This window comes from Maricaulis sp., assembly GCF_030149425.1.
GTDB lineage: Bacteria > Pseudomonadota > Alphaproteobacteria > Caulobacterales > Maricaulaceae > Maricaulis.
This window is the reverse complement of sequence record NZ_JASBRQ010000044.1, coordinates 1-24,710: the sequence shown is the minus strand read 5'-3', so window position 1 is coordinate 24,710 and position 24,710 is coordinate 1. Positions and strand designations below refer to the sequence as shown.

General features: G+C 62.4%; 21 protein-coding genes. 7 read left to right on the top strand and 14 right to left on the bottom strand.

Going from position 1 to position 24,710, the window contains the following annotated elements; translation table 11 throughout:
- The first annotated feature begins 30 nt into the window (after window positions 1–30).
- Complete coding sequence (locus Q1V57_RS06705) at window positions 31–2,679, top strand: M14 family metallopeptidase (protein ID WP_300528909.1); 2,649 nt, start codon at window positions 31–33, stop codon at window positions 2,677–2,679.
- A 242-nt stretch (window positions 2,680–2,921) separates the two neighbouring features.
- The gene (locus tag Q1V57_RS06700; protein WP_300528907.1) at window positions 2,922–3,761 is read left to right on the top strand and encodes an AraC family transcriptional regulator; all 840 of its coding nucleotides are present in this window, start codon (window positions 2,922–2,924) and stop codon (window positions 3,759–3,761) included.
- Here Q1V57_RS06700 and Q1V57_RS06695 read toward each other — a convergent pair.
- From Q1V57_RS06695 to Q1V57_RS06680, 4 genes are all read right to left on the bottom strand, one after another.
- A complete protein-coding gene (locus Q1V57_RS06695) occupies window positions 3,758–5,569 on the bottom strand; it encodes an ATP-binding cassette domain-containing protein (protein ID WP_300528904.1) in 1,812 nt (603 codons plus the stop codon). The two genes, Q1V57_RS06700 and Q1V57_RS06695, sit on opposite strands and share 4 nt — an antisense overlap.
- A gap of 53 nt (window positions 5,570–5,622) precedes the next feature.
- A complete protein-coding gene (locus Q1V57_RS06690) occupies window positions 5,623–6,765 on the bottom strand; it encodes a hypothetical protein (RefSeq protein ID WP_300528902.1) in 1,143 nt (380 codons plus the stop codon).
- Window positions 6,766–6,886: 121 nt separating this feature from the next.
- Entirely contained in the window at window positions 6,887–8,095 is a 1,209-nt protein-coding gene (locus tag Q1V57_RS06685; protein WP_300528900.1) for a hypothetical protein, read from the bottom strand.
- 104 nt (window positions 8,096–8,199) lie between these two features.
- Window positions 8,200–8,658, bottom strand: coding sequence for a hypothetical protein (locus Q1V57_RS06680; protein WP_300528898.1), 459 nt, complete (start codon window positions 8,656–8,658; stop codon window positions 8,200–8,202).
- 128 nt (window positions 8,659–8,786) lie between these two features.
- Here Q1V57_RS06680 and Q1V57_RS06675 point away from each other — a divergent pair, with 128 nt between their 5' ends.
- Window positions 8,787–9,887, top strand: a complete 1,101-nt coding sequence (locus tag Q1V57_RS06675; protein WP_300528896.1) for a PQQ-dependent sugar dehydrogenase — start codon at window positions 8,787–8,789, stop codon at window positions 9,885–9,887.
- Here the strand turns inward: Q1V57_RS06675 and Q1V57_RS06670 are convergent.
- From Q1V57_RS06670 to Q1V57_RS06650, 5 genes are all read right to left on the bottom strand, one after another.
- Window positions 9,884–10,300: a DUF1330 domain-containing protein gene (locus Q1V57_RS06670; RefSeq protein WP_300528893.1), complete on the bottom strand. Its 417-nt coding sequence runs from the start codon at window positions 10,298–10,300 to the stop codon at window positions 9,884–9,886. The genes Q1V57_RS06675 and Q1V57_RS06670 overlap by 4 nt on opposite strands.
- A gap of 12 nt (window positions 10,301–10,312) precedes the next feature.
- Window positions 10,313–13,534: an efflux RND transporter permease subunit gene (locus tag Q1V57_RS06665; protein ID WP_300528890.1), complete on the bottom strand. Its 3,222-nt coding sequence runs from the start codon at window positions 13,532–13,534 to the stop codon at window positions 10,313–10,315.
- Window positions 13,531–14,604 (bottom strand): efflux RND transporter periplasmic adaptor subunit, encoded by a 1,074-nt coding sequence (locus Q1V57_RS06660; RefSeq protein WP_300528887.1) that lies wholly within the window; start codon window positions 14,602–14,604, stop codon window positions 13,531–13,533. The genes Q1V57_RS06665 and Q1V57_RS06660 overlap by 4 nt, the downstream gene beginning before the upstream one ends.
- A 144-nt stretch (window positions 14,605–14,748) precedes the next feature.
- Window positions 14,749–15,930: an NAD(P)/FAD-dependent oxidoreductase gene (locus tag Q1V57_RS06655; protein WP_300528885.1), complete on the bottom strand. Its 1,182-nt coding sequence runs from the start codon at window positions 15,928–15,930 to the stop codon at window positions 14,749–14,751.
- Window positions 15,927–16,868, bottom strand: a complete 942-nt coding sequence (locus Q1V57_RS06650; RefSeq protein ID WP_300528882.1) for an alpha/beta hydrolase — start codon at window positions 16,866–16,868, stop codon at window positions 15,927–15,929. Before Q1V57_RS06650 ends, Q1V57_RS06655 begins: the two co-directional genes overlap by 4 nt.
- A 90-nt stretch (window positions 16,869–16,958) precedes the next feature.
- Here Q1V57_RS06650 and glpK point away from each other — a divergent pair, with 90 nt between their 5' ends.
- Complete coding sequence (glpK, locus tag Q1V57_RS06645; RefSeq protein WP_300528880.1) at window positions 16,959–18,449, top strand: glycerol kinase GlpK; 1,491 nt, start codon at window positions 16,959–16,961, stop codon at window positions 18,447–18,449.
- Here the strand turns inward: glpK and rfaD are convergent.
- From rfaD to rfaE1, 3 genes are read right to left on the bottom strand one after another with little or no spacing between them, the layout of a single operon-like run.
- Window positions 18,446–19,429, bottom strand: coding sequence for an ADP-glyceromanno-heptose 6-epimerase (gene rfaD / locus Q1V57_RS06640; RefSeq protein WP_300528879.1), 984 nt, complete (start codon window positions 19,427–19,429; stop codon window positions 18,446–18,448). The genes glpK and rfaD overlap by 4 nt on opposite strands.
- 5 nt (window positions 19,430–19,434) lie before the next feature.
- Window positions 19,435–19,965 (bottom strand): HAD family hydrolase, encoded by a 531-nt coding sequence (locus Q1V57_RS06635; protein ID WP_300528878.1) that lies wholly within the window; start codon window positions 19,963–19,965, stop codon window positions 19,435–19,437.
- A 5-nt stretch (window positions 19,966–19,970) separates the two neighbouring features.
- Entirely contained in the window at window positions 19,971–21,419 is a 1,449-nt protein-coding gene (gene rfaE1, locus Q1V57_RS06630) for a D-glycero-beta-D-manno-heptose-7-phosphate kinase (protein ID WP_300528876.1), read from the bottom strand.
- Window positions 21,420–21,618: 199 nt separating this feature from the next.
- Between rfaE1 and Q1V57_RS06625 the strand changes: the two genes are divergently transcribed.
- The 3 genes from Q1V57_RS06625 (at window position 21,619) to Q1V57_RS06615 (ending at window position 23,452) form a co-directional block, all read left to right on the top strand.
- A complete protein-coding gene (locus Q1V57_RS06625) occupies window positions 21,619–22,311 on the top strand; it encodes an SOS response-associated peptidase (RefSeq protein ID WP_300528873.1) in 693 nt (230 codons plus the stop codon).
- Window positions 22,312–22,321: 10 nt separating this feature from the next.
- The gene (locus Q1V57_RS06620; RefSeq protein WP_300528871.1) at window positions 22,322–22,756 is read left to right on the top strand and encodes a hypothetical protein; all 435 of its coding nucleotides are present in this window, start codon (window positions 22,322–22,324) and stop codon (window positions 22,754–22,756) included.
- A gap of 213 nt (window positions 22,757–22,969) precedes the next feature.
- A complete protein-coding gene (locus tag Q1V57_RS06615) occupies window positions 22,970–23,452 on the top strand; it encodes a hypothetical protein (protein ID WP_300528868.1) in 483 nt (160 codons plus the stop codon).
- Here the strand turns inward: Q1V57_RS06615 and Q1V57_RS06610 are convergent.
- Window positions 23,449–24,156: a hypothetical protein gene (locus tag Q1V57_RS06610; protein ID WP_300528866.1), complete on the bottom strand. Its 708-nt coding sequence runs from the start codon at window positions 24,154–24,156 to the stop codon at window positions 23,449–23,451. The genes Q1V57_RS06615 and Q1V57_RS06610 overlap by 4 nt on opposite strands.
- Before the next feature lie 183 nt (window positions 24,157–24,339).
- A partial coding sequence (locus Q1V57_RS06605) for a VOC family protein (RefSeq protein WP_300528864.1) occupies window positions 24,340–24,710 on the bottom strand: 371 nt, incomplete at its 5' end.

Here is a 24,710-nt window from a genome sequence, read left to right as displayed (position 1 = left end):
GTTGGAATTCTCAACCCCTGGGGGGCTCCCATGATCCGTACCGCACTCTTCGCTCTGGCGAGCAGTTTGACGTTAGCCGCAGCCGCTCCGGCGCAAACCTCACCTTTCGAGGTGAGCTATGACGAGAGCATTCCGTCACTGCTGGAAGTTCAGGGCTATGATTTCGGCGCCGAAATCACCACCCCGGAAAATGCGGTCGACTATATCCGCACTCTCGCGGCGGCAGCGCCGGACCGGATGCGTGTGGTGACCTATGCTCAGAGCTGGCAGGGCCGTGATCTGGTCTATGGCATTATCGCATCACGCGAAAACATGGCGCGGCTTGATGCCATCCAGGCGGATATCCAGCAGCTGGCTGATCCCGACGCGCTCGACGCAGCCACGCGTGAAACCCTGCTCGACCGTGTACCGGCGATCGTATGGCTTGGATATGGTGTGCATGGCGACGAGGTGACGCCGCCGGATAGCGGTCTGATGACGGCCTACCATCTGCTGGCAGCCGAGAATGACGCGGTGGTCGAGACCATCCTGGCGAACACCATCGTCATTATCGACCCAACCCAGAACCCTGATGGCCGGGCCCGTTTCATCGCCAGCTTCTCCTCGGCCCGGGGCCTGGAAGCGGATGAAGATCGTTTCTCCGCCGAGCACGACCAACCCTGGCCGCGCGGACGTTTCAACCACTATCTTTTCGACCTCAACCGCGACTGGTTCACCATGAGCCAGCCGGAGACCCAGGGGCGCGTTGCTGCGATGCAGGAATGGTATCCCCAGGTCGTGGTCGACTCCCATGAGATGAGCGGCGACAGCACGTATTTCTTCGCGCCGTCGGCTGAACCCTTCAATCCCTATATCTCCCAGGCCCAGCGCCAGGGGCAGGTCACGATCGGCCGCAATAATGGCGATTATTTCGACCTGCTCGGCTATGAGTATTTCACCCGTGAAGTCTATGACGCCTTCTATCCCGGCTATGGCGATATGTGGCCGACTATGCAGGGTGGCGTCGCCATGACCTATGAGCAGGCGTCTCCGCGCGGCCTGTTATGGCGTCAACGCGACGGCGATTTGCTGACCTATGAAGACGGCGTGCATCATAATTTCGTGGCCAGCCTGTCCACCGCGGAAGCGACCGCACGTAACCGTCGCGCCTTTCTCGACAGCTGGGTTGAGGCCCGCAGCGGGGCTGCCGGCGACGGTGCCGACGGCACGATCTTCGATGCTTCGACCAATCGCTGGAATGCGGAGAACCTGGCGCGTCAGCTCGCCGCTCAGGGGATCGAGGTCGAGCGGGTGAGCGGCCGTGTCAGCGCCTGTGGTTCCACCTTCTCTGATGGTGCGTTCCTGGTGCGGTATGACCAGCCGTCGGGCCATCTCGCCCGGACGCTGCTTGAGCCGACGACGGAATTGCCAGCTGACTTCATGGCAGAGCAGGAGCGCCGCCGTGAAGCCGGTCTGAGCGCACAGCTCTATGACGTGACTGCCTGGTCGCTGCCATTGATGCACAATGTGGAGGCGGCCTCCTGCCGCCGTCTGCCATCCCTGGCCGGGGAGCAGGTCAATGCTGACGACGAGATGCCGAGCGGCTCGCTCGGGGGGGAAGCGCGCTGGGGTTATGTCATCCCCTGGGATGACGCCGGGCAGGCACGCCTGGTGGCGCAGCTGGCGCGAGAAGGTATCCCGATGCGCAGTGCCGACAGCGCCTTCCGTATTGGCTCGACGACCTATCCGCGCGGCTCGGTGGTGATCCCTCGGACTGATGCTCCGGCGGAGCTGGATTTTACCCTGGCCCGTCTCGCGGCTGACAGCGGCGCGCGTTATGCCGGCCTGTCCTCCAGCTGGGTCGATGATGGTCCCAATCCGGGTTCCGATGAGTTCCAGCCGATCCGCGCGCCGCGCATTGCGCTGGCCTGGGGTGAGGGCACCAGCGCGACCTCGACCGGTGCGACGCGTTATGTTCTTGAGCGCCGTTTCGGATTGCCCGTTACGGTGATCCGTCCGTCCACCCTGACCCGTGCGGACCTGTCGCGCTATGACGTCATCATCCTGCCGGATCAGGGTTTCCCGGGATATTCCAGCACGCTGCGCGCTGCGCCGCTGCAGGAGTTTGCCCGCGAAGGTGGAACCCTGATTGGTCTCGGTTCGGCGACGCGTTGGCTGGCCGATCCGGACAATGGCTTCATTCCCGCCCAGCGTGAGCGAGCCGCCGATACGCCGCGGGATGCCGCGGCAACGCCGTCGGCGACGACTGATGGCGTCGTTCTGACGACAGAAGCGGAACGCGAAGCGGCAGAGGCGGAATCCGGCGCGATGCCGGACAGCTCCCCCGGTGCTCTGGTTAATATCGTGGCCAATCCCAATAGCTGGCTCTCGGCCGGTTATGATGGTGGCGCTGCCGCTCTGGTCACCGGGTCGGATATCTATGCTCCGGTGGCGATGGATAATGCGGATACGGTAATGCGCTACGCGGCCGCAGATGAACTGCTCGCGGGCGGGTATCTGTGGGATGACTACGCTGAGCAGCTGGCCCAGAAGCCTTTCCTGATCGCACGCGATATGGGGGCTGGCCAGGTCATTGCCTTTACCCAGTCTCCGACGACACGGGCCTATCTCAATGGTCTGGATCTACTGCTGCTTAATGCTGTGATCTTGGGACCGGCTAGATCCGACCGTCTGCGCTAGGGACGCAAACGGCCGGATTAGGAACCGCAGCGGTCCACCTTGTGCGGAAGGTGGAGCCGCTGCGGCCTGATAGCCCGGCATCTATCGCACAGAATAAAAACCCGGCGCGCACGGATCGAAACCCGTTGATACGCATCTTGTTGCGAGAAACTTGCAACGCGATGATCTGACGGTATCCTAGCGAGACCGGGTGGGGCATGTCAGAAACTGCGCAAATATCGATGCAAGAGGCGTCTACGGAATTGGATCAGGGAATTTTCCAGCGCATCGCAACGGATGGTGAAGATTATCAACCGCCATCCACCAGCCGCTATCTGCAGTTGCGCCTGAGCGACATTGAAACGGAAAACGTCTCTCACTCGATCAGTCTCAAGACCATTAAGAGCGGTGTTGAGCACTTTCGAATTCACGGCCGCGATTTCGTCCTTACCCCCGATACGGTGCTTCTTGTAGGCATCGACACGCCGTTCCGCCTGTCCGTACGCGAGGGCGATACTGTGGAAGGTGTCTGCCTCCAATTCGCGCCGCAAACACTCATGGAGCAGTTCAAGATCGAGCGCCATGCGTTGCCGCGCGATGTGGTCTTCCGCATGCCGCGCGCGGCTATTCTTGGTGGTCTGCCAGACGCGCTGCTCGATGGCACCGTGACCATGACCGACGAGCTATTCCTGAAGCTCCAAGCGCGGACCTACCGCACATTGCGGCGCTTGAGCATGTGCGCCAAACGGCTCAGCGTGGCCGGCCAGGCCAAGCGCGAGGATATTATTTCGCGCCTCGAAGCGGCTCGGTATTTTCTCAGCAGCAAGGCGTCGGAGGCTGTCTCCGTTGATGAGGCCGCCCGCCATTGCGGTTTGTCCTCGGCCCAGTTCGCACGCTATTTCCGCGATGCCTATCAGTGCACTCCGGCGGTCTATCACCGCGCGATCCGGCTCGGCTGGCTGCGCTCGGTCCTGACCGTGACGGAGCTGACACCGCGTGAGGCGGCCGAGCGGGGCGGGTTCACCGACTACCCGACCTTTTCCAAAGCGTTCAAACGCGCCTTTGGCTGTTCACCCAGCGATGTGGTGAAGCAACGCAGCTAGCCTTCGAGCTCTTCGCGCAACGCCTCCAGTTCCAGCCAGCGATCTTCCTTTTGCGCGAGAGCCTCAACGGCTGCGCCGAGCTCGGCACTGGCCTTGGCAAACGCGGCCGGATCAGCGGCCAGCTTCGGGTCAGCTAGGCGGGCTTCGAGGGTGGCAATAGTTTCGCCCAGCCTGTCGATCTCGTCCGGCAGAAGCTTGAGCTCGTATTTGTCCTTATTGGCCATGCGGCGGCGCTGCGGTGCAGCGGCAGGCCTGGCCGTAGCAGGCTTTGCCGGTGCAGCCGCAGACTTGGAGGTCGCTTGCTCGGGTTTGCGCACGCCATAGCCGCGCAGATTGACCATGTCGCTATAGCCGCCCGCATATTCGGTCCACCGCCCATCGCCATCGGTGATCAGAACGCTGGTGCAGGTGCGGTCGATGAAATCGCGGTCGTGGGACACGAGGAAAACCGTGCCCTGATAGTGACTGACCATGTCCTGCAACAGGTCGAGCGTTTCCAGGTCGAGATCATTGGTCGGTTCGTCGAGGATCAGCACATTGGAGGGCAGGGCCAGTGCCCGCGCCAGCATCAGCCGCGCCTTTTCACCGCCTGACAGGACCTCGACAGGTGTGTTTGCCTGCTCCGGCGCGAACAGGAAATCCTTCATGTAGGCGATGACATGTTTGCGGGAATTATTGACCTCGACCATGTCTCCGCCGCCCTGGGTCAGGGCTTCTGATACAGTCCAGTCAGGCTTCAAGACAGTGCGCTTTTGATCCAGCGTCGCCATTTCCAGTCGTAGGCCGAGCTTGATCCGGCCGCTATCGGGTTCGAACGCGCCGGTGAGCATGTTGAGCAAGGTCGTTTTGCCGGCACCATTGGGACCGATCAGGCCGATCCGGGCGCCGCGGGCGATCTTGATCGAGAAGTCGTCCGCGATGACTTTGTCGCCAAAGCGCTTGGAGATGCCCTCCGCTTCACAGATCAGCTTGCCGGTCTCCGACGCTGACGTCGCCTCCAGCTTCACATTGCCCTGTGGTCCGCGATGATCAGCGCGCTGCTTGCGCAGGTCCTGCAGCTCAGAGAGCCGCCGTACATTGCGTTTGCGCCGGGCTGTCACACCATAGCGAAGCCAGTGTTCTTCGCGCACAATCTTGCGGTCGAGCTTATGCAGGTCGAGCTGTTCCTGCTCCAGCAATTCGTCGCACCAGCTCTCGAAATGGGCAAAGCTCTTGTTCAGCAGCCGGGTACGGCCACGATCAAGCCATAGCGTCGAGCGCGACAAATGGCTCAGGAAGCGGCGGTCGTGAGAGATCAGCACGAGGGCTGAACGGATCGAGCGCAACTCCTCTTCGAGCCATTCGATGACAGGCAGGTCGAGATGGTTTGTGGGCTCATCCAGAAGCAGGATGTCAGGGTCCGGCGCCAAGGCCCGGGCCAGGGCCGCGCGGCGGATTTCACCGCCCGACATCCGGGCCGGATCCTCCTCGCCCGTCAGGCCGAGATGTTCCAGCAGATAGGGTGCGCGATAGTCTTCATCACCGGGCGCCAGGCCGGAGCGGACATAGTCCATGATGGTCTTGTAGGCGCTGACATCGGGGTCCTGTTCCAGATAGCGCATCGTGGTGCCGGGTTGGACGAAGTGATCGCCGCTATCAGCCTCCATCAGTCCGGCCGCCACCTTCATCAAAGTGGACTTCCCTGAACCGTTGCGTCCGACCAGACACAGGCGCTCACCCTCGGACACGGTGAGGTCTGCCCCGTCGAGCAATGGGGTGACGCCAAATGTGAGATGGACGTTCTGGAGCGTGAGGAGCGGCGGAGACATGGGTCTGACATACGCCGTGCAGCGCCGGGGGTCACCCTTGCGCGACAGAGCGGTCAGCTCGCCATGCGCTCTTCCTCATCATCATGTTTGTCGCGGATCAGGCTGCGCAGGAAGCCCGGGAAGATCTCCATCGCATCACGGGCAGAAAGCTTGCCTGGCTCGCGATCACGCCACCAATAGGCCCAGTAGGAGGTGATATGACTGACTGCGGCGAGGTCGTAGCCGAGTTGAGCGAAATACCCCGGAGCCTTGAGCAGGAAACGGCGAACGGCGCCGGCATCACCGCGCTGGGTGAAGGCGGCGAACTCGCTTTCATAATCTGCCATTATGCCCATGAGCGAGGTCCAGCGCTTGCGGGTTTCAGCGAGAATATGACGCCGGATATCATCAATCGCGATGCGCTCGTGCTGGGCGACGCCGAGAACGATGACGTCGTTGATCTCGATAATGAAGCGCTTCAGGGAATCGCGGACCTGATCGATCCGCCAGCGATAATACAAGAGACCTTTCCAGCCGAAGATCGCTTCATGGTATTGCTCCGCCGTCATGGACAGGGCGTGGCGCAGGCGCTCGAATTTCTCCGCTTCCTCGCCGGCCAGGATATGACGGGCAAAGGTCTGCGCTCGTTCCGCATCTCCAATGCCGCCGGTTTGGCCAAAGGCCAGTGTCACCATGTCAGTGATCTGTTCGGCGACATATTTCTCCATGCGCTGGAGTTCATCTTCGGAAATGTCGAAATAGCATTCGGCGACCGGGCGCTCGTGCTGGCGGAAGCGGTGGGACAGCAGGAACGGGTCGAAGGAGGGCATGTCAGCCAGCTCACGCACCCGGGCCAGGTCCTCGGAGTAAACCGAGGTGTCATTATCGACGCCGAAGAATTCCCGGAAGCGGGGTTCGAAGCCGCGCTCTTCCACGAAGAAGGCATGCCCGCCCATATTCAGGTTGGATACGGTGACAGGCACAATGATCTTGGTCGCCACCGGGTTGTCCGAGATCAGATAGGGCCGTTCGTGCGGTCTGACGGTATGCTTGACCAGAAAGCCGGTATTGAGACGGCTATCGTTGAACAGCGGCCGGTCGCCGTGCGCATCATAACGGCTGAACCGCCGGGCGATCGAATACAGATCCAGGATGCGCGGGGTTGCCCCGCCCTGGACCATTCGCCTTAGATTGCCTGCATCTTGTGCTCGAGCCACGCCCACCCCGCTGGTTCTGGCTTGGCAGTATCCTCGGGTGGCGCAACAAACCGGTTAATACGGCACAGGACCGGCCGGGCTTTCTGTCTCATTGGTTAACCAATGCATAGCGCCGAAGGGGTCAGGCGGCGGGCGGCACGAAGACCTCCGGGCGCGGGATAACGGAGGTGGAACGGTGCGTGCGCGGTGCGTCCTGGCCGCTTTCCGTGATGCGTTCCCGCGTCACGCTGGCGACGAAGCTGGCAAAAAGCGGCATGGCCTCCCGGGCCTGGAAATAGCCTTTGGTGTTCTGATCATCCCAGTAACGCCAATAGCCCGGGATGTGGCTGACCACTGAGAGATCGCTGCCAATATCGTAGAACAGGTTGGGCGCTTTCAGGAGGAAGTCCTGGAAGCCGCGAGCATCCTCGCCAGCACAGAAGCGGGCAAAGACGGTCTCGTACTCCTGCATGATCATCGTCAGATTGGACCAGCGTGCTCTGGTCTCTGCGATAATGGTGCGGCGCATATGCTCCAGTTCGACCATTTCGGTCTGGTTGGCATTGACGATGGTCAGATCAGATATCTGGCGCAGGAAGTCCTTCACCGCATTCAGCGTCTCGGTCATGCACCAGCGATAGTAGAGAATACCCTTCCAGCCGAAGATGCCGGACTTGAATTCGGATGGACTCATATCCAGCGACAGACGCAGGAATTCCAGCTTGCCATTGTCCTCGCTCGACAAGAGTTGGCGGGCAAAATTCATCGCCCTTGCATCATCCTTGGCGCTTTTTTTCTCGTCGCCGAAGGCGAGGGCGACGACACCGAGTATTTGTCCGGCGACGCTGTCGATCATGCGCCGGGACTCATCCTCGGTGATGTCGAAATAGCATTCGGCGACCGGGCGAGGATGATTGCGGAAACGCTCGGATAGCAAGAACGGGTCAAAGGACGGGATCGATGCCAGCTCGCGCAGGCGCAGGAGATCCAGGTCGGTCAGGTGCGGATCGTCGGCAATCTCGAAATGGCTGCGGATCTTGTTGGCAAATCCGATCTCTTCAACGAAGACCGCATGCCCGCCGAGGGCCAGATCTTCTTCCGCCAGAGGTATGAGTATCTTCGTGACCACCGGCTGGTTCGACATCACATAGGAACGCTCATGCGCCCGCACGGTATGCTTGATGATGAAGCAGCGATTGAGCCGGGAATTGTGAAAGAACGGCTCCTCGCCATGCTCGTCGGTTTGGCCGTATTTGCGAGCGATGGAGTGGAGGTCGAGAATTCGGGTCGTCGCCCCGCCCTTGACCACGCGGCGTAAATCCGCGCGAGCCGTCTGCCTCAATTGATGCATGCCGCCGCTCCTTCCATCCGGGAAAGAAGGATAGGAGTGGGCTTTTAAGGAGACGTCCGTATTTCGACGTGGATTTGAGACAGATTATGTCGCCCGTGTTGACCTTAATCAGTCTGGGCCGGGGGTTTGAGCAGGGCGAAGAGTAGTCCCGCGGCTGCACCGCCAAGGGAAAGTACCAGCAATCCCGGCCAGTTGCGGCCTGACGCCACGGGCGTGATCGTCGAATCCAACATCTGATTATAGTAAAGCGTGATGCCGCTGATGATGGTGAAAACGGCGACAGCACCGGCCAGCGTGTATCCGATATTACGCCAGCCCGGCCCGAGCAGGCGCGCAATAAAGCCGGCGACCGGGAAAGCGATCAGAAATCCGATCAGCAGAAGGATGGCCAGCACCGGGCCGAAGCCGGCGAGGTCGTCAAAGATGGCTCCGGCACGGACTGTGGTGGGAATTTCTGCGCCGACACCGGTCAGCCCTTCCAGCACGACGTGGGTGTTGGCGATTGAGACCAGCACCGTGCCCGTGATCAGGGCCAGCAGAAAAACCGCGATCGTGCGAAGCATGTATCTTCTCCCTCTCTCGCCGCTAGCGAGCCATGCTGCGCAGTTCGCGTCAAGCGCATCGCGGCTTTAGGCGTCGACGCCGGCGTCTTCGGTGCTAGATTGGCAGAAATGGAGCGAAGGGGCTGACCGTGCGTGTTTTGACGAGCTTGATCCTGGCCGCAGGACTGACCGGTGCCGCAGCGGCGCAGGATAATTACTCCCATGAAGTTCTCTATGGCGCGCTTGATACGCCTTGGGCGCTGGCTGTGCTTCCGGACGGAGATATCCTGATCACCGAGAAAACCGGCGCCTTGCGCTGGATGGATGACGGGGAGATGCGCTCCGAACCGGTCTCCGGCGTGCCCGCTTCGCTCTATTCGGGCCAGGGCGGGTTGATGGACATCGCTCTTCATCCCGAATTTGAAAGCAATGGCTGGGTCTATCTGACCTGGTCGGAAGGCACACCTCGCGATAACGCCCTCAAGCTCGGCCGCGGACGGTTCGAGAATGGGGCGCTGGTCGGGTTTGAGGAGATCTTCGCCGACCAGCCGCGCCGGCGTACGGATGTGCATTACGGCGCGCGCCTCGTTTTCCTTGAGGACAACTCCATTCTGCTCGGTTCTGGCGACGGGTTTGATTTCCGCGAACAAGCCCAGGTGCCGGAAAACCATCTCGGCACCTATATCCGCCTCGCCGATGACGGCACGCCTTTCCCGGCCGAGGTCGAGAATGGCGCACCGGGGGTCTATTCCTACGGGCACCGCAATCCGCAGGCCGTGGTGCGCGATCCGGAAACCGGCATCATCTATTCCCACGAACATGGTCCGCGTGGCGGCGACGAGATCAACATCCTCGTGCCGGGCGCCAATTATGGCTGGCCGATTGCCAGCTTTGGCCTGGACTATACTGGCGCCATTGTCACACCGTTTGAGACCTATCCGGGCATGACTGACCCGCTCCATCACTGGACGCCGTCCATCGCGCCGGCGGGGATGGCTTTCTATGATGGTGCGATGTTCCCGGAATGGCAGGGCGACCTGATCGTCTCAGCGCTGATTGCCGGGGATGCCGGAACGCCCGGCGGGCATTTGCGGATCGTTGATCTGCAAGATGGTGCCGTCGTCGGCGAGACCATTATCCTCGGTGAGCTGGAAGCGCGGCTGCGCGATGTCCGTGTGGCACCGGACGGTTCGCTTCTGGTGCTGGAAGACGCGCCGGACGGACGCTTGATCCGTGTCTATCGCGACTAGCCGAACTGATCGCCGCCGCCGAGCGGCTGGTGCCGGATCAGGCGGCTGTCGAGCACGGCGGCCTGGCGGTGTGGTACGGCTTCGCTCTGATAGGTCTTGTTGGTGACCATTTCCAGGAATGCGCCCGCGGTCGGATAGGCGGCGATGAAGGCGATATCCCAGGTTTCTTCGGCCGGTCCGATCAGCATGCATTGCGGCTGACCGCGCCAGATGATCTTGCCACCGACACTCTGGAAGATGGGCCCTGAGAACTTGCCGTAATTGGCGTAGGCCTCGGCCCCGGTTGACGGCCGGCCATCGGCATAGGCGGCGCGCTCGCGCAAGCGGATCAGATTGAGCATTTCGATCGGCTGGGACCGGTCGAGATCCTTGAAGATTTGAAAGGCGTCACGCGTCGGATCGATATGGCTCATCTTTGATATCCTTTATTCAGCCGGTTCGGGCTGAGCGTCCGGGCGGCCCAGCACGCGGCCGATCATCTTGCGCCGCCAATTGCCCATCCGGCTTGGTGCAGCGAGCAGGACCGGGGTGAGCAGCAATGTGAGCAGGGTGGAAAAGCCCAGCCCCCAGACGACCGCCGAGGAGAGTTGCACCCACCATTCACTTGCCGGCCCGCCAATGGAGAGCTGGGCGCTGGCGAAATTGGCGTTGATCTGGAACACCATCGGCAACAGGCCGAAAATCGTCGTGATCGTCGTCAGCATGACCGGGCGCAGGCGCTGGGAGGCGGTGCGGACCACGGCCTCGTCGACACTCATGCCGAGCCCGCGCAGGCGGTGGAAGGTGTCGATCAGGACGATGTTATTGTTCACGACAATCCCGGCCAGGGTGACGATGCCGGTGCCCAGGAAAAGCACAGAGATATAGGGGAAGGTCAGGATCACACCGAGCAGCACGCCGACCACAGACAGGATCACTGCCTGCAGGGTCAGGATGACGTGCCAGAAATTGTTGAACTGCCAGAGCAGGATCACGCCCATCATAAAGAGCGAGGCCAACATGGCACCGGCGAAGAACTGGCCCGCCTCGGCGTTTTCCTCGTCAGCCCCGAGATAGCTGACATCGACCTGGGGCGGGATAACGCCGGAAGCGACCTGGCTTTCCACCCAGGCCTGGACTTCGGTCAGCAGGACATTGCCGGCATAGCCGTCTTCGGCATTGGCGCGGACCATGAAATAGCGCTTGCCGTCGCGGCGGTTGATCGTATCGACGCGCGGCCGGGCCTCGCGGGTGACGAAATTGGAAATCGGCACAGCCCCGTTGGGCGTGTTCACCCGCAGATCGTCAAGCCGGCTGATATCGCGATCCCCTTCCGGGAAGCGTACGCGGATATCGACTTCCTCATCGGCATCATCGGGACGGTAGCGCCCGACCAGCGAACCCGCAGTGACCAGCTGTACCGCGGCGCCGACCTGGCTGACATCGGCACCGAAGCGGCCGGCCTCCTCGCGGTCGACCTGCAGCCGCCATTCCACCCCCGGCAGGGGCAAGGTGTCTTCAATGTCGGTCAGGCCTTCGACCTGGTCGATATAGCCACGCACCAACCGGGTCGCGGCGACCAGGGCGGTCATATCATCCGAGCGCAGCTGGACCTGAACATCCTTGCCCACAGGCGGTCCCTGCTCAAAGGGGCGAACCTCGATGATAACCCCGGGGATACCGACCAGAGCGTCGCGGATCTGGCGCTCGATAAGGCGGCCATTGGGCCGTTCGCCATAGGGGTAGAACTCGATAAAGATACGCGCCACGCTGTCCGCCGGCGGCGACCGCGTGCCGTCAAAAGGCGTTTGACCCGGCGGCTGGCCGGCGACGGTGTAATAGCCCTTGATGCCTTCAATCCCGGCGATACGGCGTTCGGCTTCCAAGGAGAGCTCGTACTGCTCGGTCGGAGAGAGATTGCCGCGCGCGCGGACAAAGACGTAGAGCTGTTCCGGCTCGCTATCGAGGAAGAATTCGGAGCGTTTCGGCTCCAGGCCGAACATGGAATTGGCCTGGGCAATGAAGCTGAACAGCACCACGACGACGACCGTGAGTGCTGTGGCAGAGACCGCCAGCGGGCGCTGCACCAGGGCTGCGATCATCTTGGCGTACCAGCCGGTAAAGCCCGGCAATTGCCGCGGGTCGCCGCCTTCCTGGGCGTTGAGGTGAGCAACGGCGCTATTCTCATCCACCACGCCGCCCTTGCGTCCCAATACCGAGCCGAGCGTGGGCAGGAAGATCAGCGCCATCACCAGGGCAGCCGAGAGAACGAAAATCAGGGTCAGCGGTAGATAGGCCATGTACTGGCCGGGAATGGAATCCCAGAACAGGAAGGGCAGGAAGGCCGCCAGCGTCGTCGCCGTGGAGGAGACGATGGGCCAGAACATGCGCTTGCCAGCGGCCAGATAGGCCTCGCGCCTTGTGTCGCCTTCGGCCAGTTTGCGGTCAGCATATTCGACCACGACGATGGCGCCATCGACCAGCAGGCCGACGGCCAGCACCATGGCGAACATCACCATCATATTGATGGTCAGTCCGTAGACATCGAGCAGCAGGAAGGAAAACAGGAAGCTGGAGGGGATGGCGAGACCGACCAGCAGGGCTGAGCGCACGCCCAGGGCGGCGATGACCAGGATCAGGACCAGCAGAATGGCCAGCATGATTGACGAGGTCAGGCTCTGCAGGCTGTCGCGCACATAGGTGGACAGGTCGAGGCTGAAATCATGCCGGACCGTGGCCGGCCAGCTTTGCGCCATCTCGGCCGTTGTGGCGCGAACCGCAGCGGAGGTGTCCATGATGTTCTCGCCGGAGCGGCGGACCACCTGCAGGGTGAAGGCGGTCTCGCCATTATAGCGCGAGAAGCTGTCCGGGTCCTTGAAGGTGCGGCGCACATTGGCGACATCGGCGAGGGTCACAACCGCATCGCCGGAGGAGGCGAGCGGCAGGTTGAGCGCATCATCGGCGCTTTCAAACAGGCCGGGAACCTTGACCTGGAAGCGCGCCTCGCCGCTATCGAGCGCTCCGGCCGCGATCAGCTGATTATTGGACTGCACCGCTTGGAAGAGCTGGCCGTAGGTCACGCCATAGGTTTCGAGCAGGGCCGGGTCGACAACGATCTCAAGCAATTCCTCGCGAATGCCCTGGATGTTGACCTCAAGTATTTGCGGCAGCGCCTCGAGCTCGTCCTGCAGGTCGCGGGCGATACGATAGAGCGTACGTTCCGGAGCCTCGCCAAAGACCTGGACTGCAATGGTCGGGGCCAGGGCGGAGTTGAACTCCTGAATCACCGGTTCGCGGACATCGTCGGGATATTCGCGCCGCGCCATGTCGACCGCTTCACGCACGTCGAGCACAGCTTGCTCGCTGTCGAAGGGCACGTCGAACTCGGCGACCAGCACTCCGGCGCCGAGCGCACCGACACTGTCGAGCTCCTCGATATTGTCCAGCGCCCGCAACTCGGTCTCGGTCGGGCGCACGATCAGGCGTTCCGCGTCTTCCGGAGAAATACCCGCCAACGGCACCGTGACGATGACGAAGGGGAAGGGAATATCCGGATCCGCTTCGCGCGGCAGGGTGATAAAGGAAATCATCCCGGCGACGAGGGCGCACAGGAAGATGGCCAGGATCATGCGCGACCGGTTGATCGCGAAGTCGACGATACCCGTCACTGGCCGGCCTCCTCGGGAGCGACCTCCACGATGGTGCCGTCAGAGACGAATTCCTGGCCCAGCACGATAACTTCGGAAATCGCCGGCAGGCCGGAGACCCAGACTTCCTCGCCATCGTCAGACAAGAGTTCGACCGGCAGGAAGCGCACCGTATCGCCGCCCGTGACAATGCGTACGCCAAGATCGCCCGAAGCATTCAGCGTCAGGACCGATGTCGGCACGCGATGGGCGGCGGCTGCAGCGAGCGGGATCGCAATGTCGGCCGTGACGCCGGAGCGATAGCGCCCTTCAGGATTAGGGGCTTCCAGCTCGACGCGGAAGGTGCGCGTCGCCGGATCGGCCCGGCGCTCGACGAAGCGAACCTGGCCGTCAACGATATCGCCGGTGACGAGCTCGGCCCGGCCTGCCATCCCTGCTGTCAGGGCGCTGACATCGCGTTCGGCCACTTCTGCAACGATGAGGATAGGGTCGAGCTGGACCACGGTGCCGCAGGGGTCGCCGGGACGCAGATAGTCACCGATCTCGGCAATGCGGCCGTCGAAAATCCCGTCAAAGGGCGCTTTGAGCTCGATATTGGCGATCTCTTCCCGGGCTGCCTGCAACTGGGCCCGGGCGGCATCGCGTGCGGCTTCTAGGGCGGCGACTTGATTGGCTGAGCGGTGGCCGCGAGCGGAGAGTTCGACGGCCGCGTCATACTCAAGCTGACGGGCACGCAAATCGGCCTCGGCCTGATCCAGCGCGGCCGCGCGGGCATCAACATCGAGGCGGCACATCACATCACCCGCAGCGATCATTCCGCCTTCAAGAGCCGGGGTTTCGACCACCCGGCCGCCGGTCTCAGCCCGGACGACAACCTCGCGGAAGGCCTCGGTGCGACCGCGCAGGGCGAGAATGGCCGGCCGTGGCTGCGCCTCGACCCGGCGCGTTACGACCTGAAATAGCGGCGCGGTTTCTTCTACAGCCGTACGCGTTGATGCATTGCCGCCCCCCATCAGCGTGCCGGCTGCAAACAGAAGCACAATGGCGGCGAAGATGATGAGCGCTGTCAGATAGGACTTATTCATCGGCATACGAAGGTGTCCGGACTGGAGACGTGTATTTCTTGGCTTTTGGCAAACGGTGTTTACCTAACACTTGATACCTGCACCCGCCCAATATTGCTAAGGTTTTTTGTGAAACCAGCTGTACTCAAACGCTTTGCCCGCAGCGCGGGATCAGACGTGCTGGCCGGCACACCAGCCTGAGGACCAAGCCCACTGGAAGTTGTATCCGCCAAGCCACCCGGTGACGTCAACAACCTCCCCAATAAAATAAAGGCCTTTTATGGTCTTGGTTTCCATTGTCTTGGAGTTCAACCCGGCGGTATCGACCCCGCCCAGCGTGACTTCGGCGGTGCGATAGCCTTCCGATCCGACCGGACGCAAAGTCCAGTGTTCCAGCTCATGGACGAGGCCGTTGAGCCGTTTCTCCGACCATTCCGCCAGCTTGCCCTTGGCCTCCATTTTTTCGGCCAGGAAGCTGCCGAGACGCTTGGGCAGAACCTGGCTGATCACGGTCTCTGGCGACTGGCCGCCCTGGCTTTTGCGCCGTTCGCGCAGGGTTTCCAGCCAATTGGTTTCCGGTGCCAGACGGATTTCGATGTCCTCCCCTTCACGCCAATAGGAGGAGAGCTGCAAGATGGCCGGGCCGGACAGGCCTCGGTGGGTGAACAGCATGGCCTCGTCGAAACTGGCCTTGGCGTTGAAAGCACGAACCTCGGCCGCGACACCCGCGAGGGCGGAGAATTCTTCCAGCGCTGCCGCATCGAACGTCATCGGCACCAGGGCTGGGCGCGTTTCGGTCACGGCGAGGCCGAGGTGCGCGGCGATCTCATAGCCAAACCCGGTGGCGCCCATTTTCGGGATCGACTTGCCGCCGCAGGCAACCACCAGCGACTGCACCTCCATACGCTCCCCCGAACCCAGTGTAAGAGCGAAGCCATCGGCGGTTCGCTCATAATCCTCAACGGTTTCGCGCAAGCGCAGATCGACACCGGCTTCCGCCATGTCTTCGCGCAGGGCGCCGATGATATCCTTGGCCGAATTGTCGCAGAAGAGCTGGCCCAGCGTCTTTTCGTGCCAGGCAATGCCATGGCGGTCGACCCAGTCAATAAAGTCATACTGGGTGTATTGCTTCAGCGCCGATTTGACGAAGTGCCGGTTGGCGCTGATGAAATTCTCTGGCGCCGCATGGATGTTGGTGAAGTTGCAGCGCCCGCCGCCGGAGATCCGGATTTTCTCGCCCGGTGCTTTGGCGTGATCAATGACCACGACCTTGCGGCCGCGGCGTCCAGCCTCGATGGCGCAGAACATGCCCGCTGCACCGGCGCCGATAATGGCGACATCGGCGCTGCTCATGCGTGGCCGGTGACCCGGTCCAGCCAATCAGCGAAGGCGGCCATCTGTTCTTCACGGCCGATTTCCATCAGCGTTTCATGCCGGAAGTCGGTCAGGATTTCTGCCCTGACGTCCTTGAACTGGGCGCGCTTCAAACGCTTGGCCAAATGCGTGACTGATTTGCCGTTATCGGTTGCCGGATCCATGGAGCCGCCGATCAGGTGGAAGGGCAGGGCACGCGGGATGTTGGCCAGGTTCTGGTCCTTCTCCGCATAGGAGACACCACTCAGGAAATCACGCCAGAGCGAGACCGAAGAGGGCCAGCCGCAGATTTCGTCTTCGGCGTATTTGTCCACTTCTGCGGTGTCACGCGAGAGCCAGTCCGCATCGGTGCGGCCTTCCGGGAAACGCTTGTTCCAGCCTTTGAAAGTCAGGTTTTCCAGGGTCAGGCTCGGCGTGTAGGGGCCGCCAAACAGCGCTTCGAAGAACAGGACAATCCGCATGGCGACCTTGTTGGCGCCAAGGGCCATATTGCCGTTCCAAAGCGCTGCGCCCTGGACCGCATCCGGGTGGCGCATGACGAAATTCATCGAGATCACCGAGCCCATGGAATGGCCGAAAATGATCAGCGGCAAGTCGGGCCAGCGCCGGCGCGCCTCGACCTGAACTGCCGCAACATCATCCATCACCTTGATCCAGCCATCCTTGTCGGCAAAGCGACGCGGCGCGCCGTCCTCGGCCTCGGTGCGGCCATGGCCTCGATGGTCGTGTCCAATGGTGTGGTACCCGCGCGAGGCCAGATAGGCGGCAAACGGTGCGTAGCGTCCGGCATATTCCGCCAGGCCGTGATTGATCTGCACGATGCCGCGCGGCGTGGTTTCCGCGTCATAGGTGTAAAGCGCAAGATCGGCGCCGGTCGGGCTTTTCAGGCGCGACAGCTGGAATTCTGGATCAGTCATAAAAGTCTTTCCCTGCCCGCGCTGAACCTAGCGTGTTTCGTCTGCCGCCGTCACGGCTATAGTTCGGCTATAAATCATTCGGGGGAGAGGATGTTCAAAAAGCGCAAGGCCTTGCTGGCGATTGATCAGGGCACAACGAGCTCTCGGGCCATTGTGTTCAGTCCCAAGGGTGAGACGATTGCCGTGGCGCAATCGGAATTCCCGCAGATCTACCCCCAGCCCGGCTGGGTCGAACATGATCCCGAAGTGATCTGGGCGACGGTGCTTTCAACGGCGCGAGAGGCCTTGGGCGCGGCGGAGAAAAAGGGCTGGCGCGTTGAAGCTATCGGCATCACCAACCAGCGCGAGACCACCCTGGTCTGGGATCGCGAGACCGGCAGGCCGCTGCATAATGCGATTGTCTGGCAGGACCGGCGCACAGCGGAAACCTGCGCCGGACTGGAGGCGGGCGGAAATGGCGCTGCTGTGCAGGCGGCGACGGGCCTGCTGCTCGATCCCTATTTCTCCGCCACCAAGATCGCCTGGATCCTCGACCGTGTCGACGGTGCCCGTGACCGGGCCGGCCGGGGCGAGCTGGCGTTCGGTACGGTGGACAGCTGGCTGATCTGGCGGCTGACCGGCGGCAAGATGCATGCGACCGACGCTACCAATGCCAGCCGCACCTCGCTGTACAATATCGGCACCAATACCTGGGACCCGGCCATGCTGGACCTGTTCCAGGTTCCCGCATCCCTGCTGCCTACGGTCAAGGATTGTGCCGATGATTTCGGGGCGGCCGATGCTTCCCATTTTGGCCGGGAAATTCCGATCCTGGGTGTCGCCGGTGACCAGCAATCGGCCACGATCGGCCAAGCCTGTTTTGCGCCGGGCGAGATGAAATCCACCTATGGCACCGGCGCGTTCATGTTGCTCAATACCGGGGCGGATGCAGTCACATCCAAGGCCAAGCTGTTAACCACGATCGCCTATCGTATCGCCGGCGAAACGAGTTATGCCCTTGAAGGTTCGGTGCTTTCCGCAGGCGCCACGATCCAGTGGTTAAGGGATGGGTTGGGCCTGATCGCCCAGGCGAGCGAGATCGAGGCGCTGGCAGCGGCGGCCAAGCCGGACCATACCGTGCATCTCGTGCCGGCCTTTACGGGACTGGGCGCGCCCTATTGGGATCCCGATGCGCGCGGTGCCATTACCGGGCTGACCCGCGGCGATGGCCGCGCCGAGATCGCTGCCGCGGCGATCGACAGCACGGTGCAGCAGACCTGTGACCTGCTCGATGCCATGGCGGCAGACGGGATGCAGACCAAGGCGCTCAAAGTCGATGGCGGCATGGCGCGCAATAACGCTTTCCTGCAGCGCATGGCCGACATGTCCGGCGCCGAGGTGGTGCGGCCGGTCAATACCGAGACCACCGCCTGGGGAGCGGCTTTCCTCGCCGGTCTGCAGGCAGGAATGTTCAAATCGCTCGAGGATGGCCGCGCGCTGTGGAAAGCCGATCGCAGTTTCAGGGCCGACTATGCTGCTGAAGCACGCCGGACTGCGCGGTCCGGCTGGGCCAAGGCGGTCGCCAGCGTGCGCTCGGCCTAGCGGAACGGGTCGTCCGTCGCGAGGAAGTCGCGGACATACTGGCCGACACCGTCTTCCAGCGCTGTCCCGTTGACCGGGCAGCCGGCCGCAACCAGGCGGCTCATCCGAGCTTGGGTGAAATACTGATACTGGCCCTTGAGCTTGTCCGGCATGTCGATGAACTCGATCTGCGGCTCGCGCTCCATGGCGGCGAAGACGGCAAGGGCAAGGTCCTTGAAACTGCGCGCCTTGCCGGAGCCGACATTGTAGATGCCGTTCTCCTCCAGACCGGTCGCGCACCAGATCGCGGTGCGGGCGCAATCCTCGACCCAGACGAAATCACGCATCTGACCGCCATCCTCGTAATCAGGATGGTCGGAGGCAAACAGCTTCATCTTGCCGGTCTCTTGGACCTGTTCGAAGACCTGGATGGCGACCGAGCGCATCGAGCCCTTGTGCTGCTCATTGGGGCCATAAACATTGAAGAATTTCAGTCCTGCCCAGCGCGGCGGCGCGGCCCGGTTCTCATTGACCTGGCGCCGGGCCCAGCAATCAAACAGCCATTTCGACCAGCCATAGGCGTTGAGCGGGCGCAGTTTTGACATCGAAGCCAGGTCGTCATCATCGTCGAAACCTTGCTCGCCATCGCCATAGGTGGCGGCGGAGGAGGCGTAAACGAAGGGCACATCCTGCGCCGAGCACCAATCCCAGAGATCGCGAGACAAGGTGAAATTGGTGCGGGCAATCAGGTCGGCATCGCGCTCGGTCGTGGCAGAGATGGCGCCCATATGGATGATGCCTTCGACCCGGCCGCCGTGGTATTCCAACGCTTCGAAGGTCTGATCGGGGTGGATCACGTCCTCCAGCGTATGCTTGGCGATATTCTTCCATTTCGCATCCGTGCCCAGCTCGTCGATGATGGCGACGGCTTTGCCCTGGGCTGCCAGGTCCGCGACTATATTCGATCCGATGAAGCCGGCGCCGCCGGTGACGATGAACATGGGTGTCAGCTCGCTTTTCTGGAAAGAATGTGGGTTGCTGCAGCCTGAAGATCGGGAACCGTTACTGCCTGACCATGATCGGGTGCATTGGCCGGGCCGATCAAGAGGCTGCGGCCGCCGATATTGAGGCCCAGTTGGACGTCGCTGGCCTTGTCCCCGATGACCCAGGCCTGGGTCAGGTCGAGACCGGTCTCGCGCGCGATCTGATCGGCCATGCCTGTTTTCGGTTTACGGCAGTCGCAGTCCTCGTCCGGTGCATGCGGGCACATGGCGATATGGCGGATGGTGATGTCATGCGGCTTCAGCAGCTCGACCAGGCGGTCATTGATGGCATGGGCCGTGGCCAGATCGAAATAGCCGCGGCCAACCCCGGACTGGTTGGTGACGATGGTCAGCACCGCACCTGCATCCTGCATGGCCTTGAGCCCCGCAACGGCGCGCGGCAGCAGCTCGAGCCCGTCCGGATCGGCGAGGTAATGCTTGTCGACATTGATGGTACCGTCACGGTCGAGCAGGACGAGAAAGGGCTCGGCCATCGGCTTCAGGTCTTGGCCCGGGCGATGGCAGCCGTGGTCGACTGCCCCGGCACCAGCGGGGCCAGCACCACCTCGCCGCCGCGCGCCCTGACGACATCGCCGCCTACGACAGCGTCGGCGGTATAGTCCGCACCTTTGACCAAAACGTCCGGACCGATCTCGGTGATCGCCTCCAGCGGTGTGTCTTCGTCGAACAGGACCACCAGATCGACATCGCGCAGCGCCGCCATGACGGTGGCGCGCGAGGCTTCATCTTGGACCGGGCGGGTCGGGCCCTTCAGGCGCTGGACCGAGGCGTCGGTATTGAGCGCGACGATGAGCTTGTCGCCTTGGGACTTGGCGAAGTTCAGGATGGAGATGTGACCGGGGTGGATGAGGTCGAAACAGCCATTAGTGAAAACGACTTTGAGCCCTTGGGCCTGCCATGCGGCCGTCGCGCGCCTGGCGCCGTCCCGGTCAACGATGGTGGAGCCTTCCGGGCCACCGCCATGCAGGGCGACATGCAGCTCTGCAGCCGAGACCGTGGCCGTACCCACCTTGCCGACAACCACGCCCGCGGCGCGATTGGCGAGCTCGGCGGCCGCCTCGATCGGCGCGCCACAAGCGAGGCCGAGAGCCAGCGCGGCGACAACCGTATCGCCTGCCCCGGATACATCGAAGACTTCCTGGGCCGCGGTCGGCAGGTGACGCACCGCGCCGTCCTTGTTGAGCACGGTCATGCCATTGGGGCCGCGCGTAATGACCACGAACGGACAGCCGACCGCAGCGCTGATCGCGGCGGCGGCGCGCTCGGCGCCGGCATCATCGGCGCAGGAAATACCGGTCGCTTCTTCCGCTTCCTTGGCATTGGGCGTGACGACGGTGGCGCCGCGATAGCGTGTCAGGTCACGGGCTTTGGGGTCGACGATGACCGGGATCGAACGGTCGGCGGCGAGAGCAGCGGCGCGCTCGATGGCGTCATCGCTGAGTACGCCCTTGGCATAGTCGGAAAGCACGAGCGCACTGGCGCCTTCAAGGGCGCTAGCGAGCTCGGCCATCATGTCGTCGAGACCAGCGCTCGAGGGCGGGCCGACATCTTCCTCATCGACCCGCAGCATTTGCTGGCTCTTGGCGACGAACCGGGTCTTCACCGAGGTGCGGGCATCCGGGGTCCGGGCGAGCTTTGCCTCCAAGCGCTCGGTTGCAGCCGCAGCTTCGAGCAGGGCATCGCCCACCTTGTCCGTCCCGATCAGGCCGACCAGAACAGCCTCACCGCCCAGCGAGGCGATATTGCGGGCCACATTTCCGGCCCCGCCGACCATTTGCTCATAGCGGTCGACGCGGAAGACCGGGGTCGGGGCTTCCGGGGAAATCCGGGTCGTGTCGCCGAAGGTGAAACGGTCGAGCATGACATCGCCGAAAACGGCCAGCCGGCGGCCGGAAAAGGCGTCGATCCAATCACTCGTACGCGACATGCCAAAGCCCCCTTCCGGCGCCGCGCGGCCCTGAAGCCGCAAGTCTGAACCCTGTATAAGCTGCTGTGGGGACGAGCGAAAGCGCGCGATGAAGCGGGGCTGTACGGCCAGCCGCGTAGATGCGCGGGCCTTATCGTTTTGGCTCAAACCGGATTTGATAAGGCTCGCGATGGACCGCCAAGCGCGCTAGTCTGGTCAGATGTGCGGACGGTATGCGTTGGGAAAGCTGGAATGGTGGATCCTGCAGGAGATGTTCAAGCTCCAGCAGGCGGCGCTGAATATGCAGCCCCGCTGGAATATCGCCCCGACCCAGGACGCACCGATCATCCGCCATGTCGAAGATCACCGTGAAGCCGTCATGGCGCGCTGGGGGCTGGTGCCGCATTTCTGGTCCAAACCGCTGTCGGAGATGAAGTATTCGACTTTCAATGCGAAGTCGGAAACCGCCGCCTCGACTGCCAGCTTCCGCGAGCCTTTCCGCAAGCGACGCTGTATTGTTCCGGCAATCGGGTTTTACGAATGGACGGGTGAGAAAGGGGCCAAACAGCCCTGGTGGATCACCGTCGCCGGCCAGGAGTGGTTCGGCTTTGCCGGGCTGTGGGATCGGGCCGAGATCGAAGGCCAAATGGTGGAGAGTTTCACCATTCTGACAACGCCGCCGAACCGGGAAATGTCGCAATTGCATTCGCGCATGCCGGTCATCCTGCGACCGGATCATTATGATCTCTGGCTCGACCCGGCCAATGATCGCGAGGCGATCGACCCGCTTCTGGCCGGATTGCCCGATGACAGTCTTCGCTTTAGCGAGGCCAATACGGCCGTCGGCAATGTGCGCAAAGAGGGCGAGTGGCTGACCGTGCCGGGTGATGGCGTCCAGGCCAGGTTGGTCTAGAGGGGGCAGGATGAGCCATTCCGAGATCGCGATCCTGGCCGATTGGTGCTGCACACACGCGATGGACATCGAGCTCGATACCGCACCGCCACCCATGCCGGGATCAGATTTCCTCCGCCTCGCCGTACGCTCGCCCGGCGCGGAGACGATCAGCGTTCCCGTCAGTGATGAATACAAGGATGCGCCGGCGGGCTCGGTGCTCCTGCGTCTGGTCCTGGTTCAGCGCGCCTTTGACGGGCTGGCCTACGAGGTGGATTTCACCAGCTGGGCTCGCTCGGAGGGGCTCGACCCTGCAGTGCCAGCCGTGCTGGCGCTCTATCATGAGAGCCGCGCAGCGCGCACGCGTTTCCTCGCAACCTACGGCAAGATCCCCGATGTCATCACCCAGCTCGACTGGGAGCTCAATGCCGGTGCCGCGCAGGCCCTGCGAGAGGGCCGGTCATGATCATTATCCGGTGCATGGCTGTGTAGCCTGTGGATGGCGCGGCTTCCTCGCAGGGACGCCTGTACACAGCGATATTGCGCCGCCGCGACCGCTGAGCCCCGGGGGCCGGGCCGAACGCCCTGATCTGTCCGTCGCATGACCAAACCGCAATCAATGCGCAAGGCGTCGGCAAACCCTGTTCATCAAGTTTGGCCGCAAAAACAGGTCATTGCCATGTCTTCCATTTTCGACGACCCGGAACTCGGGCGCGTCCTTTTCATCGCCCGGCTTCACCGGGTCCTGCGTCAGCTCGACGGACAGATAGAGACCATTGCGGCCGATGTCGGGATTGAAAGCCCGCCGGAGTGCAGCACCTTGATCCTGTCGCTGTGGAAGTATGGTCCGATGCCGCTCAATGCGCTGGCCGAAAGTGTCGGCGAGCGCCCGGCGGTGGTGGGCCGCCGTATCCGGGTGCTGATCGACCAGCGCTTTGCCCGGCGCAGTGTGCGGCAGGAAGACAAGCGCGTCGACTTTGTCCTGACCCAGTCCGGCTATCGCCAGGCGGAAACTCTGGTCCGTCTCTCGCCCCTGATGGAAGAGGTGTATCGCACGCTGAACGAGGAGCTCGGCGTTGATCTGGCCGATGTGATCGAACGGCTGGCCATCAATATCAAGGCGCGATCCCTCAAGGAGCGTTTCGCTGAACTGGCCGACTAGCCGCCCGCATTGCTCAGTGCTTCCAGCACCGTGTTGGCCGTTTCCAGCCGGCCCGTATTCCAGCTCAGATTAAATCGGCTGATACTGCCCATGAGCTGGGCGCTGGCCAGCAATTCAGCCGAATTACGAATGCGTTCGATATCGTCCGCATAGGCCCCGGCATCGCCCTCGATCGCCGCCAGCAGCGACTGATACTCGAGCAGGATGGCATTATTATCGATCACCAGCTGGGCCAGTGTGTCATAGGCCAGCTCGTGCCGGCGCACCTGTTCGTCGAATTCCACCAGAGCCCGGCGCAGGGGTTCTGATCGCACCAGGCGCATCTCACCACTGGCCACGAGTTCGATATAGGTCGCCGAGCGCCCGGCCGGCACGGGGGTTCCGATGGCCACCGCCAGGGCCGACTGGAATTCCGGCGAGGCTGGTGCGATGGAGCCATCCTTGATCACGCTGACCAGGGTCGCGGCGTGACCGGCGCGTTGTTCGAGATCTTCCAGGGTCGTTTCAGTATTGGCCCGGATCACCTCGAAGTCCGCCTGCAGCCGGGCCAGGACCAGCGCTTCGCGGACCTCGTCCTGGCGGGCTTCATTCCAGGCCGTGATCTGAAAACCAATGGCGACGCCGGAAATAACGATGACGAATTCCAGCGCGACGGCGAACCAGTTCTGGTCGCGGAAAGCCTGTGTCAGCCTGCTCAGGATCATGTGCGTCCCCGGTTTTCCCCAAATGCTCCACCTCCATGATCTGTCAGAATACTGGCTCGGGGAATAGGGGCCGCAAAAAAAGAAAACGCCCCGGCGAGATGGCCGGGGCGTTTGTCGTCTCAGGATCCCGAATCCCTCGCCTGCGCGAGGGCAGGCAGGTCCGGGACTGCGGCGTGGCCGCCGCTAGTCCTGCTCGTGCAGCCAGGCCGCGTGGCGCGGGGCGCGCTTGGTTTGGCTCCACTCCTCGATCATCATCGGCGCGACGCGGTTGAGCTCCTTCATCTGCTCATCCGTACCGGTATTGGCCGCCAGTTCGAGGCGGTGGCCGTTCGGGTCGAAGAAGTAGATCGACTTGAAGACGCCGTGATTGACCGGACCGAGCACGTCGAGGCCTTCGCCTTCGATATGGCTCTTGGCCTTGTTCAGCGCATCGAGATCTTCAACCTCGAAGGCGATGTGCTGCACCCATTGCGGGGTCTGCTCGTCGCGGCCCATCTCCGGGGAGTTGGGCAGTTCGAAAAAGGCCAGCACATTGCCCATCCCCGCATCGAGGA